This window comes from Halomarina salina (assembly GCF_023074835.1).
GTDB classification, from domain to species: Archaea; Halobacteriota; Halobacteria; order Halobacteriales; family Haloarculaceae; genus Halomarina; species Halomarina salina.
In genome coordinates, this window is the sequence record NZ_JALLGW010000001.1 from 2,799,601 (window position 1) to 2,813,202 (window position 13,602).

The following is a 13,602-nucleotide window of genomic DNA, read 5'->3' on the forward strand; positions in this document are numbered from 1 at the left end:
CCTCTCAGGCGGTGAATCTGATGGGTTTCGGTATCCGCGCAAAAGATCCGCCTCGTATTTTATGTGACCACCCTACCAGGACCGTGTATGGAGATTACAGATGTGACCGCAGTCACCGTCGATATGCCGTTAGCTGGGCTTGACCAACCCCTCGGCATCGGCCCATATGTCACAAATCACGGCCAGGTTGACTCTATGGAGCGCGTCCTCGTTCGCGTTGAGACGAACGAAGGAATCGCTGGCTGGGGCGAGATGCGGACCTTCCTAACCCCGACTGCCACAGAATCCGTCCTCGAAGATGGCATCGGGCCACTCGTTGAAGGCCAGTCGCCGTTCGAAATCGAACGGCTCCGACGACAGGTGTTCATCGAATACACGAACATCGAACTCTTCTTTGCCGCTGTTGAGACCGCGTGCTGGGATATCGTGGGCAAGGCGCTGGAGAAACCCGTCTTCGAACTCCTCGGAGGGGCGACTGCACCCCAGCAGACCGCAGCGATGAATGCTGATGCGGCGGATGACGAGACATCTATCAGTCGTGATGTTGAGTTTGCGTTCTGTCTGGGCATTCTTCCACCAGACGAATCTCGCCCAAAAGCCCGTGAAGCACTCGATGCTGGCTTCTCTGTCCTAAAGACGAAAGCTGGGCGCAATTGGCAACAAGACGTTGAGCGAATAAAGGCCATGCACGAAGAGGTGGATGGACAACTCGAGTTCCGGCTTGACCCGAATCAAGGCTGGTCACTTGACCAGGCCGTTCGTGTGGGAGCCGCCCTCGAAGATGCGGGGATTTACCTTCAGTACATGGAACAGCCAATTCGTGTCAACGCACACTCCTCGCTCGCTCGACTTCGGCAGCGACTTCGACAGCCGATCGCGCCGAATGAGGATACGTACATTCCCCACAACCTCCGATCGCTCATCCAAGAGGGAGCAATGGATGTCGCTGTCCTCGACCTGACCCCAGCAGGAGGGATTGCCGGGCTCCGGCAGCAAGCAGCAATCGTAGAAGACGCTGGGATTCCCTACACACATCATTGTGCATTCGATCTCGGCATTCGGACGGCTGCAATTCTCCACGCAGTCCATGGACTGCCCGGATTCTCGCTCCCGCCAGACACTACCTACTACGCTTGGGAAAACGACGTACTCACAGAACCATTCGAGGTCACAGACGGCAGTATGACAGTTCCCGAAGAGCCCGGCCTCGGGATTGACGTTGATCTGGACGTCATCGAGGACTATCGCGTCTAAGGAGAGCGGAGCCAGATTGGTACTTCCGCAATCATGAGCGCGGGCGGTCACTTCACACTGCTCACACCGTAACATGAGGGTAAGATTCTTTGTTTCTACGCGAGAGTCTTAGTTCGGTATGATTGAGTTGTCTTTAGCTGACCGACCGGCGATTGTGACCGGTGCATCAAGAGGGATTGGCCGTCGAATCGCGACAAAGTTCGCAGCAGCAGGCGGTGATGTCGCCATCTGCTCTCGGTCATACGATGATGTCAAACCGGTCGCTGAAGAGCTGACAGCTGAGTACGATGGTCGTGTCGTCCCAGTAGAGTGTGATATCACGGACAGTGCAGAGATTGCCGACCTCGTCGACACTACACTCGAAGAGTTCGGAGATCTCCGAGTCTTGGTGAACAACGCTGGGGGCGCCGCTGAATCAGCTGATCTCTTACACCGCTGTGATGAGGAGACCTATGAATGGATGCTCGACCTGAACTTAAAGGGGCCATTCCTCATGGCCAAGGAGGTACTCCCAGCGATGGTTGCGGCTGGCGGGGGATCGATGGTTCATGTCGGGTCAGTCAACGGATTGTTCGGTATTGGTCTGGCTGGCTACTCGGAGGCAAAGAGCGGCCTCCTCGCGCTTTCGCGCAACATCGCGACACACTACGGACAGTATGGTATCCGGTCGAACGTCCTCTCTGCAGGGACGATTGAAACAGAGAATCGCAAAGCAGAGATGGAAAATACCGAACAACGCTCGGAGGGAACGAGTGCGCGCGATCGATGGCTTGATCAGTACCCGCTCGGACGCTTCGGACGGCCTGACGAAGTCGCTGACACCACACTCTTCCTCGCAACAGAACGGGCTGGCTTCATCACCGGTGAGAACATCGTCGTTGACGGTGGCCTCACTGTTGGACTCTCGACACCGTTCGAGAACGAGATTTACCAAGCTGATGAGCAACCATCTGACGAATCCATCACTCAAAGAGAGTGACCGTCATCGAGTCACCCCTTGAGTATTCGACCCACTCTGCCAGTAGATTCAATGGCAGGTCGTGTATGTAGGTAGATATGGAGGAAGTAAGTACAGACCAGGCACCGAGTGCGATTGGACCCTACTCACAAGCGATTAAAGAAGATGGCCGAGTCTACGTATCAGGCCAAGGACCCGTCGACCCAGAAACGGATAAAATCGCCTCGGACAATATCGGTGAGCAAACCGCCCAGACGCTCGAGAATATCGCGGCGATACTCGATGCAGCAGGGACGTCACTCGATGACGTAGTGAAGTCAAAAGTGTTTGTCACAGACATGGACGATTACGAGGCGGTTAATGAAGTCTATGCAGAGTACATGAGCGAGCCCTACCCTGCACGGGCAGCTGTCGAAGTATCTCGACTCCCTATCGAAATCGGTGTTGAGATCGAGGTTATCGCGAGTCTCAAATGAGATTGAGGTAGTTCTCTATCGAAATAGCTAATCAATCGTTTGACTGGAGAATGTTGAAGTGCGAGCGCTGATAAGCTGGTAAGACTCACACATCACGTCGATCAACAATCTGTTAGATGAAGTTCACAGAAGCCAAAGAGCGGAATAACAGCTGTTGAGCCCTCAGGGTACCTCGTCGCCGTGTGACCGTCCACAGAAGTAGTCACAACGCCTGAATCAACCAAGGGGTTGTTGTCTCTGTACTCGTTCATCTAGGTAGGGCTGCACAGCATCCCTGCATCGGTATCCATCCGGTGGATCTGTTAGTGTACGGCCAACGAGCATACAAGTCAGCCCATGTGATGTGAATGTTCTTGGCAACATGGCAACTCTTCTACTTCGTTGAGAGGCGTTGGTCGACGAGTGTCCGTACCTGTGGGAGGACCGTCGTGCACGGTGGTCTACGAGACGTGACGTGGCCTTGGGGAGTCCGTTATACCTCATATTCTCAGACCATGAACAGAGCAATGGAAATACCATTAAGTCTGGGCTCTTCGAAATTAATTGCTCATTCTCTATAGGAACACCAAGATGTACTTATTACCAACATGCAGGCATCGTTTATTGCTAATTGTCGGTTAGTATTGGGAAGATTGTCTGACTCTACCACGCCTTTCGCAACGAGTTTTGAATATTGGATGCGTCTATTGGTGGGGCTACCCGATTACCAGTGACTTCCCCGTCCTTCGACGCTCTGAAAGCCGGTTCATCTGGAGCTCAGGTAGTCAGGAATGATTTTCTCCCTCCCGAATTCACAAGCAATAGTGAGCAAATATATCTGTACACCTATCGCAAATACTTCACACTGAAGAGGATTCGAGGCGTCCCGGTAATCTCGTGACAGACACGTTGAGTTTCGACCGCACCAACTCGGGTCGGGAGTACAGCGACACATCTGGAACGTTCACTCAGGAGCCACGGTCAATGACGGGAAGTAGGTCTCGTAGAAGCCACTATCGAAGCTGACCAGCGCATCTGCGTCAGCGGTTGCGTGCCCGCCGATGACGAAGTCCGCAGCGATATGCTGACGCGGTGCAAGATCTTCACGACACGCTTCACACCGGACACGTTGTTTCTCCCCGCAAGACGGACATTGCAGTCCATCTGGTCGCCGATTCGTATACTGTTGGAATTGTTCACCGGCTCGGAACAATGCCTCTCGTGACGGCTCAACGAGTTGAATGCTGAGGTCTTCGAAAAACTGGTCGAGTTCCGGCATGGTCGCAAAGTGCCCATCGGCTGCCAGTTCAGCGTATACAATCGGCGTGATAACGACACGGCCTTCCCGATAGACGCGCCGAAGTTCTCGTTCACTATTGTCAGTGTGTTCGTCGTCGTACAACAACGCGAGAAGTGCGCTCGTATCGACTGCTGTGATCACGTGTCTGCCTCGGACGTCTCCTCGTCCTCGTCATCGACATCCCGGGGATACTCACTACGAAGCCGTCGCATTCGGTCGGGCATCGTCTCATCGCTTTCAGCGCTACCACGATACTTCTCAAACGGATCGTCGCCCTCTGCCGTGGTCGGTTGTTTCTTTTGGATCGTATAGCCAGACTCACCCTCCTTAAACGCGATTTCGTCACCGGGTTCGATTCCGAGTGCGTCCCGAATGTGCTTCGGGATTGTGACTTGGCCTTTGGTAGTAACGCGCGGCATGTCCATACAAAGTAGGTAATACTCATTAGGTATTACGGCAAGTCACAGATCGATTCTCGGAGCGAGCGTGATGTGCGCTCTCGCTCCCGCGAGCTATCACCCGTATTCAACAACAGCCAGTAGTACGATGGACGTCCGTTCGATGCCTGGCTTCGAGGCCACACCGACTACAGCGGAAATACACACTCCCGGTTGGAGTGCCTCGAGGCCCGTATTCGGTGTGTGGGCCAGTGATGGTTGCCTCAGCCGTAGGTAGCTGACTTCGAGTGGATGGACAGACCCCAGCGAGAGGGCTGTAGCTGCTGAGGCGTCTTGTGCTAATCCGAAAGGTACCTCTTCCGGAGGTGGGTGACGTACTGTTTATCCCAGTGTTTGGTTTCGATGTAGTAGGTCAGGACAGCGCTGACGTACGCTGAAGAGAGGACATCGTGGCTGGCGAGTGAGCAGAGGATGTGCGGTGTCGTGAAAAGCGTGTTCCGGTCGTCGAGCGCGAGACTGACAAAGAGGTAGTTCGTGGTGTTGAACTCGTCGGTGATGAAGAGATCTGCGTCGAGATCATTCGCGAGCCAGATACCGTCCGACTCTCCACGGTCGAGCCCGTAGTCAAGCGGGTCATCGAGTCGGTCGTCGACATCGTGTGTCGTCAACTGGTCTGACGCCCGAAGGGCGAGCGCTGCCGCAGCCGAGAGCAGGTCGTCACTCCCAGTCGCCTCACTGAGTTCACCGAGTACGCTCGTGGGCGTATGAACATCGTATGAGACGAGGAGGGCCTTGAGTGGATCCGCCCCAGTGGGAGCCGTCGGTCGACTATCGACAACGGGGGTGGCGAGATTCAATAGGACATTGGCGTCGACAACAGCGACGGTTTCGGCCATCGTCAGGGGCGCGAATCCTCGTCTGCTGACTCGGAGTCCTCGTCCGGCACCCACGCTGGAACGTCACCGTCGTAGAACTCCTCGTCACTGGGGAGGTCACCGGTGAGCTGGGGTTCTGGTGGTGTCCGGTCGATCGAAGCGCGGAGGAGCTTCATCCGCATCGCCTCTTCACGACCGAGGACGGTCTCGACTATCTGGTAGTCGATTCGGTCGTTGTAGTAGGCGTCGCTGAGGCGACGGCGGAACTCCTCGTCGTTCGCGAGTTCCTCGAGCTCGTCTTCGAGCGCATCGATGAGAAGGCGCGTCCGTGAGATATCGAGTATCTCGACGACACTGTCGGCGCGCTCGACGAGCGAGGCTGGTGCGTTGAAATCAACCCGTGTTTTGTCTTCCGCCATCTCACTCATGTGTAGAGTTTACACATGATTAAACCCATTGCTCGCCTTCCAAAGGCAGCTCACTGACAGTCAGTCGAGCGATGGACATCTGCTCGATGCCTGGCTTCGAGGCCACACTGACTACAGCGGAAATACACACTCCCCGTTGGAGTGCCTCGCGGTCCGTATTCGGTGTGCGGACCGGTGATGAGTGGCGTTTGCCGTTCTACGTCGTGTATCGATCCATCAGGTCGCTGTGGTAGCTCGCCAGTGGGACCAGCGATACAGCCCGCCTTGATTTCCAAATCGACACGGCGGAGGTGCTTGCATCCCCCATCCGGTTCGCGGTAGTACCAATCTGAACAGGTACACGCTGGCAGGCGCATATCGACCGCATACACACGCCCGGAGGCAACGCGAACCTCGTAGCGACCACCTGTCCGGAGTAACGAGACAGCCATCGGTTCGGTTCGAGCACGGCGTGTTCGTGGCTGCTCGGCTGGCTCTCGCTCTACTGAAGGAGTGTCGTTCGACATTGGAATACGAGTCTCCCCGCACCCGTCAGGGGGTGATAAACCGTCCAGCGAGCGTGTCCAGTCGCTCCTCGACGCTTGCGATGACCCACCAGAAGGTTGAGAGTTGTGATAAAATAACACAACTCTGGCCGGGTTATAGCGGTGTTAATAAAAGCAGAAATGCGTGTTTGTAGCACAACTACACCGTCAGAGATGGAATACTACTTCCTGTGGCGTTGTTGTGTAGCTCACCCGAGCGAGGTTTTTGATCAGGAACCGCTGTCTCGGTTTCGATGATGTGTCGCTCTCGGTCAAGGGCTCGTACCTCGACACCTCGCCACAGGTGGGAGGTTCGCCCTCGAATCGGCCAGCGAGAGAGACAGCTGTCTCTGTAGATTGTACCACAGGCCACATCTCGTCAGCTGGCTGTAGGCAAATATTGAATGAATTCCGCCATGTTTGAAACGGGCTTCAAATGGATTCTGAACCATTGAGAAACCATTTCCAGTAATAGGGCATAAGATTTCTGTCAGTAATAATATCGCCTGAGTTCGGGGGGAACGGATGGAGCACTCTTTCGCGCGGACAGTTCTGGCTGAGTCAACGTTTCTAACTGACTCAGTGGTTCGACGATTCTATTAACTTGGTTGACCCGAACCGTAATGCAGTCGAGTCCGCTACCCTACAGTATGAGCAATACGGCCCCGGAAGGGTTCGAGGATCCCTTCGCAGAGCAGCAGCGGATGCGTGAGCTGCTCTCTCAGGAGACGTGCCACCTCATCGTGCAGGTGATTCTCGGTCACCCAGCACACCTCGCGTCGTTGGCCGAACTTGACTACATGATTCCGAAGAACGAGGTGGCCATCCTCAACCAGCTCGAGACTCTCCAAGAGGCAGGGATTCTCGATGTATACGTGCACGAACCGAACGTGTCGACGCGAAACCTCCCGTCAAAGTTCTGGGGACCGACCGAGCGTGGGGTCGAAATCCTCTACCAGCATAATTTCTTGCGGGGCGTCCCGATTGCACGCGCGGTCTACGAGGAAACAAATAAATCCGAGCGGGTGCAGCGCCACGAGGACGCACCGCGACCAACGCTTCCCAAAGCCGTGAGAGAGGCACTTGACTTCGATGAGCCGGATATGAAAGAGACTGAAACTTCATGACATTCTCCTGCGGTAAACGCGGGGGAGGATGTCACCTCTGGTCGTCTGGTCTCCCGTGAACCGTATGCTGATTGCGAGTGAGCGATCAGCAGAGAGGGTTAGGACTCTCCCATCAAGTCAGGAGACGTCGATCACTGTGCCGTCGCTCCGTCAACCGCCTCCATCCGCTCTTCGATTGCTGCAATGAGTTGCGTCGCAGTCGCAGAGAGCCGGCACAATCGCTCGCTCAGGACATCCTCGTCGTCGTCCTGCCACCGGGCGATGTACAGCGCCGAGTTATCCACATCGAGGCCGAAGTGCCGACCGACGACGTACGCAACGCTCTCGGCTTCCACCTCGCGTTTCGCCCGTTCCTCCGGAGCGACTCGACCGTCCATGTGCAACAGCGCATGGGCGTACTCGTGGATGAGCGTGCTCGCCATCTCGGCGTATTCGCCAACCCGTTTCACCAGGACGAGCGGGGGTTTCTCACCCCGGTACTGACACAGGCCACGGGCAGTGCCCAGCGGCCACTCCTCCTCCTCGACCACTTCTACGGCCACATCGAGGGCACGCCCACACTCCAACAGGCGCGCCAACAGTGGTTTTCCCTCGCCGGTTGCCGCTGTGTCGAGTGTGGGAAGGGCCCTCCCCTCTGTCTGGGAGACGTCGAACACGGGCACGGGTTTGAAGCCGACCACCCCTCGCGACCACTCCTCGGTGGGCGTCGTGTCCGCACAGTCGCTTGCCTCGTGGTACTGGCGACTCTCATGGCAGGCTGGACACCGCTCGGTGATGATCGGTGCCCAGATCCAGATGGCCGATTCGCCACCCCGGACCTGCCGCTCGAACTCGGTCTGCCACGTCCGGTAACCGGCCACCTTTGTCGCCTCTGGTGCCTGCTGTTTGATCAGCAGCGTATTTCTGAACGAGTACTCGTGGAACCGGCTGTGAACCTCAAGCCACGACTGGAACTCCTCGCTTGCCCGCGCCTCGTCAGTCAAGTCGGAGAGGTCCGCTATCCACGACTCGATGGTGTCGTTCATCGCCGCTGGTCGGTTGCTCCGCTCGCTCTCGCTGAGTGCTGGGGTTGTCGTACTAGACATGAGAACGCAGAACGCATTTCTGAGCGCCCCGCACCCGTCAGGGGGCGATAAATTGGGAGAGCGGTACCACCAGATTTCGAGCTGGAGATCGACTGTTGCCGACGGAGATGCCCTCGCTGCTGCTTGGACTCAGCGTCGGGTAGTTGACGTTCGAGCGACTCAAGCGTTCACCACCACATGAGGCAGCACATGAGATTTATCCTTGTTGCCTCCGAAGGCCATCTATGGCGACGAACGGGGAGCAGACAACGATTACTGATCACTACTCGGTAACAGTCCCGGCAGCGATTCGAGATCGCCTCGATATCGAGCCCGGTGACAAAATCACGTGGAAGGTTACAGACGATGGAGAGCTCACGATAGAAGTCATCAAACAACGATACGGAGCATTCGACGATTTTGATGCCGTTGATATGGGTGAGACCGACGTCACGAGAGAACATGATGTGACTGGCGCTGATCACGACTCGACTGAGGTCCAGTAGTGGCAGTAGCAGCTATCGACACCAACGTGTTACTCGCACGAATGAGTCGGAAAGATGCCCACCATGACACCGCTCGCAGAATCGTCGAAGCCGCTGACCACGGTGACCTCCCGACGATGCGTGTCACGAACTACGTCGTAACTGAGACACTCAACTACCTCCACGAGCGCCAAGAGCACGACGTTGCCGTCGAACTCTACGACCGGTTAGTCCAGTCCGCAGGATTCGAGCCGGTTCATACGCCCAAGGCAGATTTCTCACAAGCAGTTGATCTCTTCAGAGAAAACTCGGGACTCGCCTTCGGGGACGCGGCGATTGTTGCGTGTATGCAGCGTGAGGATATCGAGTACGTATATAGCTTCGATGATGACTTCGACCCGGTAACTGGGGTTACCCGATTGAACACTGCCACAAATCCGTTTTCACCATAGGCTCGTCTCTGTCTGGAGGCACCCATCTTCCCAGAAAGAGGGAATACCGCCCAGTGACGACCTCTCTCATGACGGCTTCGCCCGCTTGAGCCCCACGTGCGTGGTCACCGTGTTGGTTCAATGCGTTGGGCGTACAGAGCATCGTCGAGGCCGAATAGAATGCCCGCCCGACAGGAGTCAGATTCTCTTCGATGCGGTCGTTGGCGAACGGCTCAACACTCATCCAGACGCCCTCATCGGCTAGTTTCTCTTTGACGTGGGCCGCGACCCCGACGGGATCTCCCATATCGTGAAGACAGTCGAACATCGTCACAAAGTCGAACTCGCCGTCATCGTAGGTCAACCACTGAGGTAGAGTGCAATTGCCAGTGGAGCATTACGACCCCTCTTCTGGGGGAATGTCGATCAGGCACTCATCGCACGATGTACCCTATTTAATTCTGACCACCTCAAATTATTTCTACATTGGGAGTGTAGAGGGAGTCATGAACGATGAACAGGCCCGAAGTTGGACTGACGGTCTGTCGGCGGCTGAGCGCGTCGAAGCGGTTGCACTCACTGTCAGTGAACCCCGAACAGCCAATTGGATCGCTGGTGAAGCCGAGGTCGCCCACGAGACAGCAACGAAGTACCTCAACCGTCTTGTAGACGATGGCAAACTGAGCGCGGATGCACGCGGCCAGCAGACGACATACGAGCCAGACCCGGTTGGTCAATACCTTATCGAGATGCGCGAGCTCTACGAAGAGCACTCTCCCGACGAACTCGCTGTGAGTCTCGAAGAGATGAACGAGCAGATTCGAACGTGGAAGACGGAATACGACGTCGAAACCCCCAACGAACTCCGTGCAAGCCTCGGGAGGACAGAAGACCTCACAGACGAACGCCAACGTCGACAAGTGGCCGGCGAGTGGGACCACCTCAAAACGCGCCGTCGTCTCGTCGAAGATGCACTCCACCTCTACGACCGCTTCCCCGGTGAGCGACGCTCCGCCTCCGCATGAATCCTGGAGCGGAAAATCCAGCCCTGTATCGAACACTCAAGGACGTATTGGAACGGCAAGCGGAGGTCATCTCTGTCTGGTTTAAACCAGACGCGATCCAGAAACGGTACCTCACCGCTGAAATCGACCCACAGCGGGTCGTTCCGCCGACCGGACCCGAGTCACCGCAGCTTGAAGTCCACTGGAAACTCACTGCGCCCCACGACGAATTCAGGATCGACTACGCCGATCCGAACCTGGAGTTCCACTGCGGCTGGCACCAAGATGATGATCACACCGATCTCGGCGCAGCGCACTTCCAGTACCAGACGGCTTCGATGGAGACCCCACACTACGAAGGGACCGTGTTCGAAGCTGATTCTCCTCCGAAACTCCTCTGGGAGTGCTGTGGTGATCTCTTCGAGACCGTGATTCCCGAGAATACGGCAGAACACTAGCTCGTATCTCGGGATGAGAGGCCGCAGCTCTACGACCCCCTGAGAGGTTCATCCAACTTCAAGGCGGATTCACTGAGTTCGATCTCGGTGGTGTTTGTCTGCAGATACTCGAGGATATCTCCCTCGTCGACTGTCACATCGCCACTTCCAAATTCCTTCAGGATGGCTCGAATCTCAGTATCGTAGTCAGTCAGGACACCAGTTTGGTCGTGGCTGTCGTGGCGTCGCCACGGGAGCGGTGGGTGGGGAGGAGGGGTCGTGGGCACTGGGAGTCACGAACAAAAAACAAACCGCGCAGCGAGTGTCTCTCGCGTTCTGAGACGATTGGCGGAACACTACTGCTGGTCAGCCTGATTCGGCTGCCGAGACACGCTAACTGTAGTAGTTTCACGGGACGTTCGGGGACCAGGGCTTGTCGCCTCCAATGGGTCCGATGGTGTTCTTCGCGCTACTCGTGTTCAAGTGCATCGTACACCTCACGGTGAGCATCACGATCGCTCTTTGCGACCCGCAACACGAGTTCTCGGCGGATGTCTTTCATCACCGCGTCGAGTGGTGAGTCATCCCCCTCAGTCATCATCGGCAGTGTAGGCTCCACCACGCCGCTTGATTCGGGCGATCACCATCCGATTGCCATCATGACGAAAGGTCACTGCCAATCGAAATTCGCCGACACGCACCTTCTTGTGCGGACTGTTCTGCAGTGGCTCCCCGTAGTCGGGCGGGTCACGCCATGGTGAGTCAACGATCTCATCAAGCTTGTCCAAAATCCGGTCTTGGTCGTGCGAATCGAGGCGAGCAAGGTCCTCTTTCGCCTTTGATGCGAGTTCCCACGTCCACTCCCCCTTACTCATTTGTGTCACTACCGAACTGCTCGCGGGCCTCCGCAGCGCTCATGGTTCGCTCCTCGCGAACGTCCTCTTCTGCTTGGAGAAGCGCGATGAGCTCATCACGGTCGAACGTCGGAAACTCAGTCGCATCCCGCAAGGTGTATCGGATGAACTCACTTCGGCTGTTGAATCCTCGGCCCTGCCATGTACTGTCGATATCGTCGAGGAACGCCTGGGTGACTTTGAAGTTCACAGTCACGATTTCGTCGTCGCCGTCGTTCTCCGTGGTCGCTCCAGACATACGGGCGTATTACGGCTGTCTTACCAAAACCGTTTCGGCACCCCACCTGAAAGAGAACGCGAGCGCATACCCGCGTCTTCAGGCGCGGGTCGAGCGGCCACGACCGACACAGTCACTAGTCGATTGCTAACTGACTTCCGACCATATCGTCACGCTTAGGTGGGTGAAATCGCTATACATGGGCATGTCGGGCGACGAACCGAGTAGCGACGAGGACGACCAGTACACCGTCCTCGAAGCCAAACTCGTCGACCCGACCACGAACAAACGCGAGAAACTCATCGAGACCGTCAGCGAGTACCGCGAGGCACTCCACGATGCGTTCACACAGGGCTGCACCACGCGGTCAGAGACGAACGACGTAGTCACGGCGTACGACCTGAGCGGGTATGCGAAAAACGCCCTCAAGAAGTACGTTCCACAGCTCACGGGCGACTCCTACGACGCGAACACACTCGCGGAGGACCATCCTGTACGCTTCACGAACGAAGGACCACGCTTCGATCACCGCCCGGACAACCACCACGAGTGGTGCATGAAACTTCCGCACCACGAGGACTACCACCTCTGGTGCCCGCTCGCCATCAATCCTGAGCACGAACAATGGTATCACGCGCTCGTGGACGAGGGGAGGAGCGTACGTCTCGGTGAGACACGGCTGTTCGAGCGTGGCGGAGAGTGGTACGTGCACGTGACCATCGAACGCGAAACAGCCATCGCTCCCCGCTGCGGAAGCCGCGACAGTTGTCGGCGTGGACGTTGGTGAGGCGAGTCTGCTCACGGTGTGTCACCGTGACGAGCACGGCTCGCCGACCGACCCGACGCTGTTCACCGACGAAAGCACGCTCGTCCGCCGACTGAGAAAAACGTACTTCAGCGTGTCCAAACGTCTGAACGAGCGCGGCAGTACAGCCACGCTCGACGCGTACGCTGAGACGACGTGGAATCGTATCAATGACATCCTGCACACGGTGACGCGGCAGGCGATCGACGAGATACGCGAACTGGAGAGGCCAGTCCTCGTGCTCGAAGACCTGACGTACATCCGTGAAGAGTTGGACTACGGCGCGTTCATGAACCGGCGGCTCCACGGCTGGGCGTTCGCGAAACTCCACGCGTTCCTCTCGTACAAAGCCCGCGAAGCCGGGATCCCAGTGCGCTCGGTGGACCCGTGGGGCACCTCGAAAAAGTGCCATCACTGTGGCTCGACGGGCTACCGGCCGCGACAGGCAACGTTCAACTGTACGAACGATGCGTGCTGGGTGTCCGAGTATCAGGCGGACGTGAACGCAGCGGTGAACATCGGCGACAAGTATCGACATCAGATGTACCTCGCTAGAGAGACGCGACCGAGAAGACACGTGGTCGCGGATGACTCGGGCGAGGATGGGGCATTGTTGACCATGCCACAAGACAACTCACTGAGCGAGGACCACCCGTCTGTGAAGCGGGCGTCCGATGACAACGTCCCGACCAGCCAGACTCGTGGTGAGTCGGCGGGGTCGGTTCGGGAGACCGGTGAGTCGCATGCGTCTTGAAACCTCGAACAGACGCTGAGTCTGGAAATTCTGTGTCAGGATTCCTCCGCGTTCACGCGGAGGAGGAGGTCAATTCGCTGTCGTCCATCGTACCTGATGGGTTGAGAACGCTCTAGGTCGTTGTACCGATGTTCGTTCTACGGTTGTGGCTGCCGTGGCTCCGCCACGGGAG

At 56.8% G+C, this 13,602-nt stretch carries 19 protein-coding genes and 1 pseudogene; 9 read left to right on the top strand and 11 right to left on the bottom strand.

The genetic code is table 11. From position 1 onward, the window contains the following. Positions 1-87: 87 nt before the first annotated feature. The 3 genes from MX571_RS14340 (at position 88) to MX571_RS14350 (ending at position 2,688) form a co-directional block, all read left to right on the top strand. On the top strand, positions 88-1,254 hold the full coding sequence (locus tag MX571_RS14340; protein WP_247417962.1) for a mandelate racemase/muconate lactonizing enzyme family protein: 1,167 nt from the start codon (positions 88-90) through the stop codon (positions 1,252-1,254). Positions 1,255-1,372: 118 nt separating this feature from the next. Beyond that, positions 1,373-2,233 carry an SDR family NAD(P)-dependent oxidoreductase gene (locus tag MX571_RS14345; RefSeq protein ID WP_247417963.1) on the top strand — a complete coding sequence of 287 codons (861 nt, stop codon included), beginning with the start codon at positions 1,373-1,375 and terminating at the stop codon, positions 2,231-2,233. A 77-nt stretch (positions 2,234-2,310) separates the two neighbouring features. Further along, positions 2,311-2,688 (top strand): Rid family detoxifying hydrolase, encoded by a 378-nt coding sequence (locus MX571_RS14350; protein ID WP_247417965.1) that lies wholly within the window; start codon positions 2,311-2,313, stop codon positions 2,686-2,688. A 943-nt stretch (positions 2,689-3,631) separates the two neighbouring features. On the opposite strand, the gene MX571_RS14355 is transcribed toward MX571_RS14350, so the two are convergent. The 6 genes from MX571_RS14355 to MX571_RS22985 form a co-directional block, all read right to left on the bottom strand. Beyond that, complete coding sequence (locus tag MX571_RS14355) at positions 3,632-4,108, bottom strand: PIN domain-containing protein (protein ID WP_247417966.1); 477 nt, start codon at positions 4,106-4,108, stop codon at positions 3,632-3,634. Continuing rightward, positions 4,105-4,386: an AbrB/MazE/SpoVT family DNA-binding domain-containing protein gene (locus tag MX571_RS14360; protein WP_368409056.1), complete on the bottom strand. Its 282-nt coding sequence runs from the start codon at positions 4,384-4,386 to the stop codon at positions 4,105-4,107. The genes MX571_RS14355 and MX571_RS14360 overlap by 4 nt, the downstream gene beginning before the upstream one ends. Before the next feature lie 106 nt (positions 4,387-4,492). Further along, positions 4,493-4,750 carry a DUF8118 domain-containing protein gene (locus MX571_RS22980; protein ID WP_465261049.1) on the bottom strand — a complete coding sequence of 86 codons (258 nt, stop codon included), beginning with the start codon at positions 4,748-4,750 and terminating at the stop codon, positions 4,493-4,495. Then, complete coding sequence (locus MX571_RS14365) at positions 4,704-5,261, bottom strand: hypothetical protein (protein ID WP_247417970.1); 558 nt, start codon at positions 5,259-5,261, stop codon at positions 4,704-4,706. The genes MX571_RS22980 and MX571_RS14365 overlap by 47 nt, the downstream gene beginning before the upstream one ends. Before the next feature lie 2 nt (positions 5,262-5,263). Further along, positions 5,264-5,659 (bottom strand): hypothetical protein, encoded by a 396-nt coding sequence (locus MX571_RS14370; RefSeq protein ID WP_247417972.1) that lies wholly within the window; start codon positions 5,657-5,659, stop codon positions 5,264-5,266. A 59-nt stretch (positions 5,660-5,718) separates the two neighbouring features. After that, on the bottom strand, positions 5,719-6,174 hold the full coding sequence (locus MX571_RS22985) for a DUF8118 domain-containing protein (RefSeq protein ID WP_465261047.1): 456 nt from the start codon (positions 6,172-6,174) through the stop codon (positions 5,719-5,721). A 668-nt stretch (positions 6,175-6,842) separates the two neighbouring features. Here MX571_RS22985 and MX571_RS14375 point away from each other — a divergent pair. Then, positions 6,843-7,319 (top strand): ArsR family transcriptional regulator, encoded by a 477-nt coding sequence (locus MX571_RS14375; RefSeq protein WP_247417974.1) that lies wholly within the window; start codon positions 6,843-6,845, stop codon positions 7,317-7,319. A gap of 131 nt (positions 7,320-7,450) precedes the next feature. On the opposite strand, the gene MX571_RS14380 is transcribed toward MX571_RS14375, so the two are convergent. Continuing rightward, complete coding sequence (locus MX571_RS14380) at positions 7,451-8,404, bottom strand: ArdC-like ssDNA-binding domain-containing protein (protein ID WP_247417975.1); 954 nt, start codon at positions 8,402-8,404, stop codon at positions 7,451-7,453. Between the two features lie 224 nt (positions 8,405-8,628). Here MX571_RS14380 and MX571_RS14385 point away from each other — a divergent pair, with 224 nt between their 5' ends. Both MX571_RS14385 and MX571_RS14390 read left to right on the top strand, forming a co-directional pair. Continuing rightward, positions 8,629-8,889 carry an AbrB/MazE/SpoVT family DNA-binding domain-containing protein gene (locus tag MX571_RS14385; protein ID WP_247417977.1) on the top strand — a complete coding sequence of 87 codons (261 nt, stop codon included), beginning with the start codon at positions 8,629-8,631 and terminating at the stop codon, positions 8,887-8,889. Continuing rightward, on the top strand, positions 8,889-9,320 hold the full coding sequence (locus MX571_RS14390; protein WP_247417979.1) for a type II toxin-antitoxin system VapC family toxin: 432 nt from the start codon (positions 8,889-8,891) through the stop codon (positions 9,318-9,320). The genes MX571_RS14385 and MX571_RS14390 overlap by 1 nt, the downstream gene beginning before the upstream one ends. Here MX571_RS14390 and MX571_RS14395 read toward each other — a convergent pair. Continuing rightward, on the bottom strand, positions 9,280-9,663 hold the full coding sequence (locus tag MX571_RS14395; protein ID WP_247417981.1) for a class I SAM-dependent methyltransferase: 384 nt from the start codon (positions 9,661-9,663) through the stop codon (positions 9,280-9,282). The genes MX571_RS14390 and MX571_RS14395 overlap by 41 nt on opposite strands. Before the next feature lie 142 nt (positions 9,664-9,805). Here MX571_RS14395 and MX571_RS14400 point away from each other — a divergent pair, with 142 nt between their 5' ends. Further along, positions 9,806-10,324, top strand: coding sequence for a DUF7342 family protein (locus MX571_RS14400; RefSeq protein WP_247417988.1), 519 nt, complete (start codon positions 9,806-9,808; stop codon positions 10,322-10,324). After that, positions 10,321-10,761 (top strand): hypothetical protein, encoded by a 441-nt coding sequence (locus MX571_RS14405; protein ID WP_247417990.1) that lies wholly within the window; start codon positions 10,321-10,323, stop codon positions 10,759-10,761. Before MX571_RS14400 ends, MX571_RS14405 begins: the two co-directional genes overlap by 4 nt. Before the next feature lie 29 nt (positions 10,762-10,790). Here the strand turns inward: MX571_RS14405 and MX571_RS14410 are convergent, their stop codons facing one another. From MX571_RS14410 to MX571_RS14420, 3 genes are all read right to left on the bottom strand, one after another. Beyond that, positions 10,791-11,027, bottom strand: coding sequence for a hypothetical protein (locus MX571_RS14410; RefSeq protein WP_247417992.1), 237 nt, complete (start codon positions 11,025-11,027; stop codon positions 10,791-10,793). Between the two features lie 303 nt (positions 11,028-11,330). Then, complete coding sequence (locus MX571_RS14415) at positions 11,331-11,615, bottom strand: type II toxin-antitoxin system RelE family toxin (RefSeq protein ID WP_247417994.1); 285 nt, start codon at positions 11,613-11,615, stop codon at positions 11,331-11,333. Next, positions 11,608-11,892, bottom strand: coding sequence for a ribbon-helix-helix domain-containing protein (locus MX571_RS14420; RefSeq protein WP_247417996.1), 285 nt, complete (start codon positions 11,890-11,892; stop codon positions 11,608-11,610). The genes MX571_RS14415 and MX571_RS14420 overlap by 8 nt, the downstream gene beginning before the upstream one ends. Positions 11,893-12,076: 184 nt before the next feature. On the opposite strand from MX571_RS14420, the pseudogene MX571_RS14425 reads away from it, so the two are divergent. Beyond that, positions 12,077-13,310, top strand: a pseudogene (locus MX571_RS14425) (RNA-guided endonuclease TnpB family protein); the annotation flags it as partial. Positions 13,311-13,602: the final 292 nt, after the last annotated feature.

Bases quoted from the DNA above. Each gene is read 5' to 3' on its own strand.
- MX571_RS14420 (WP_247417996.1), bottom strand. From the start codon at position 11,892: ATGTCTGGAGCGACCACGGAGAACGACGGCGACGACGAAATCGTGACT.
- MX571_RS14345 (WP_247417963.1), top strand. From the start codon at position 1,373: ATGATTGAGTTGTCTTTAGCTGACCGACCGGCGATTGTGACCGGTGCA.
- MX571_RS14415 (WP_247417994.1), bottom strand. From the start codon at position 11,615: ATGAGTAAGGGGGAGTGGACGTGGGAACTCGCATCAAAGGCGAAAGAG.
- MX571_RS14340 (WP_247417962.1), top strand. From the start codon at position 88: ATGGAGATTACAGATGTGACCGCAGTCACCGTCGATATGCCGTTAGCT.
- MX571_RS14360 (WP_368409056.1), bottom strand. From the start codon at position 4,386: ATGCCGCGCGTTACTACCAAAGGCCAAGTCACAATCCCGAAGCACATT.
- MX571_RS14405 (WP_247417990.1), top strand. From the start codon at position 10,321: ATGAATCCTGGAGCGGAAAATCCAGCCCTGTATCGAACACTCAAGGAC.
- MX571_RS14385 (WP_247417977.1), top strand. From the start codon at position 8,629: ATGGCGACGAACGGGGAGCAGACAACGATTACTGATCACTACTCGGTA.
- MX571_RS14400 (WP_247417988.1), top strand. From the start codon at position 9,806: ATGAACGATGAACAGGCCCGAAGTTGGACTGACGGTCTGTCGGCGGCT.
- MX571_RS14375 (WP_247417974.1), top strand. From the start codon at position 6,843: ATGAGCAATACGGCCCCGGAAGGGTTCGAGGATCCCTTCGCAGAGCAG.
- MX571_RS14370 (WP_247417972.1), bottom strand. From the start codon at position 5,659: ATGGCGGAAGACAAAACACGGGTTGATTTCAACGCACCAGCCTCGCTC.
- MX571_RS14350 (WP_247417965.1), top strand. From the start codon at position 2,311: ATGGAGGAAGTAAGTACAGACCAGGCACCGAGTGCGATTGGACCCTAC.
- MX571_RS14380 (WP_247417975.1), bottom strand. From the start codon at position 8,404: ATGTCTAGTACGACAACCCCAGCACTCAGCGAGAGCGAGCGGAGCAAC.
- MX571_RS22985 (WP_465261047.1), bottom strand. From the start codon at position 6,174: ATGTCGAACGACACTCCTTCAGTAGAGCGAGAGCCAGCCGAGCAGCCA.
- MX571_RS14365 (WP_247417970.1), bottom strand. From the start codon at position 5,261: ATGGCCGAAACCGTCGCTGTTGTCGACGCCAATGTCCTATTGAATCTC.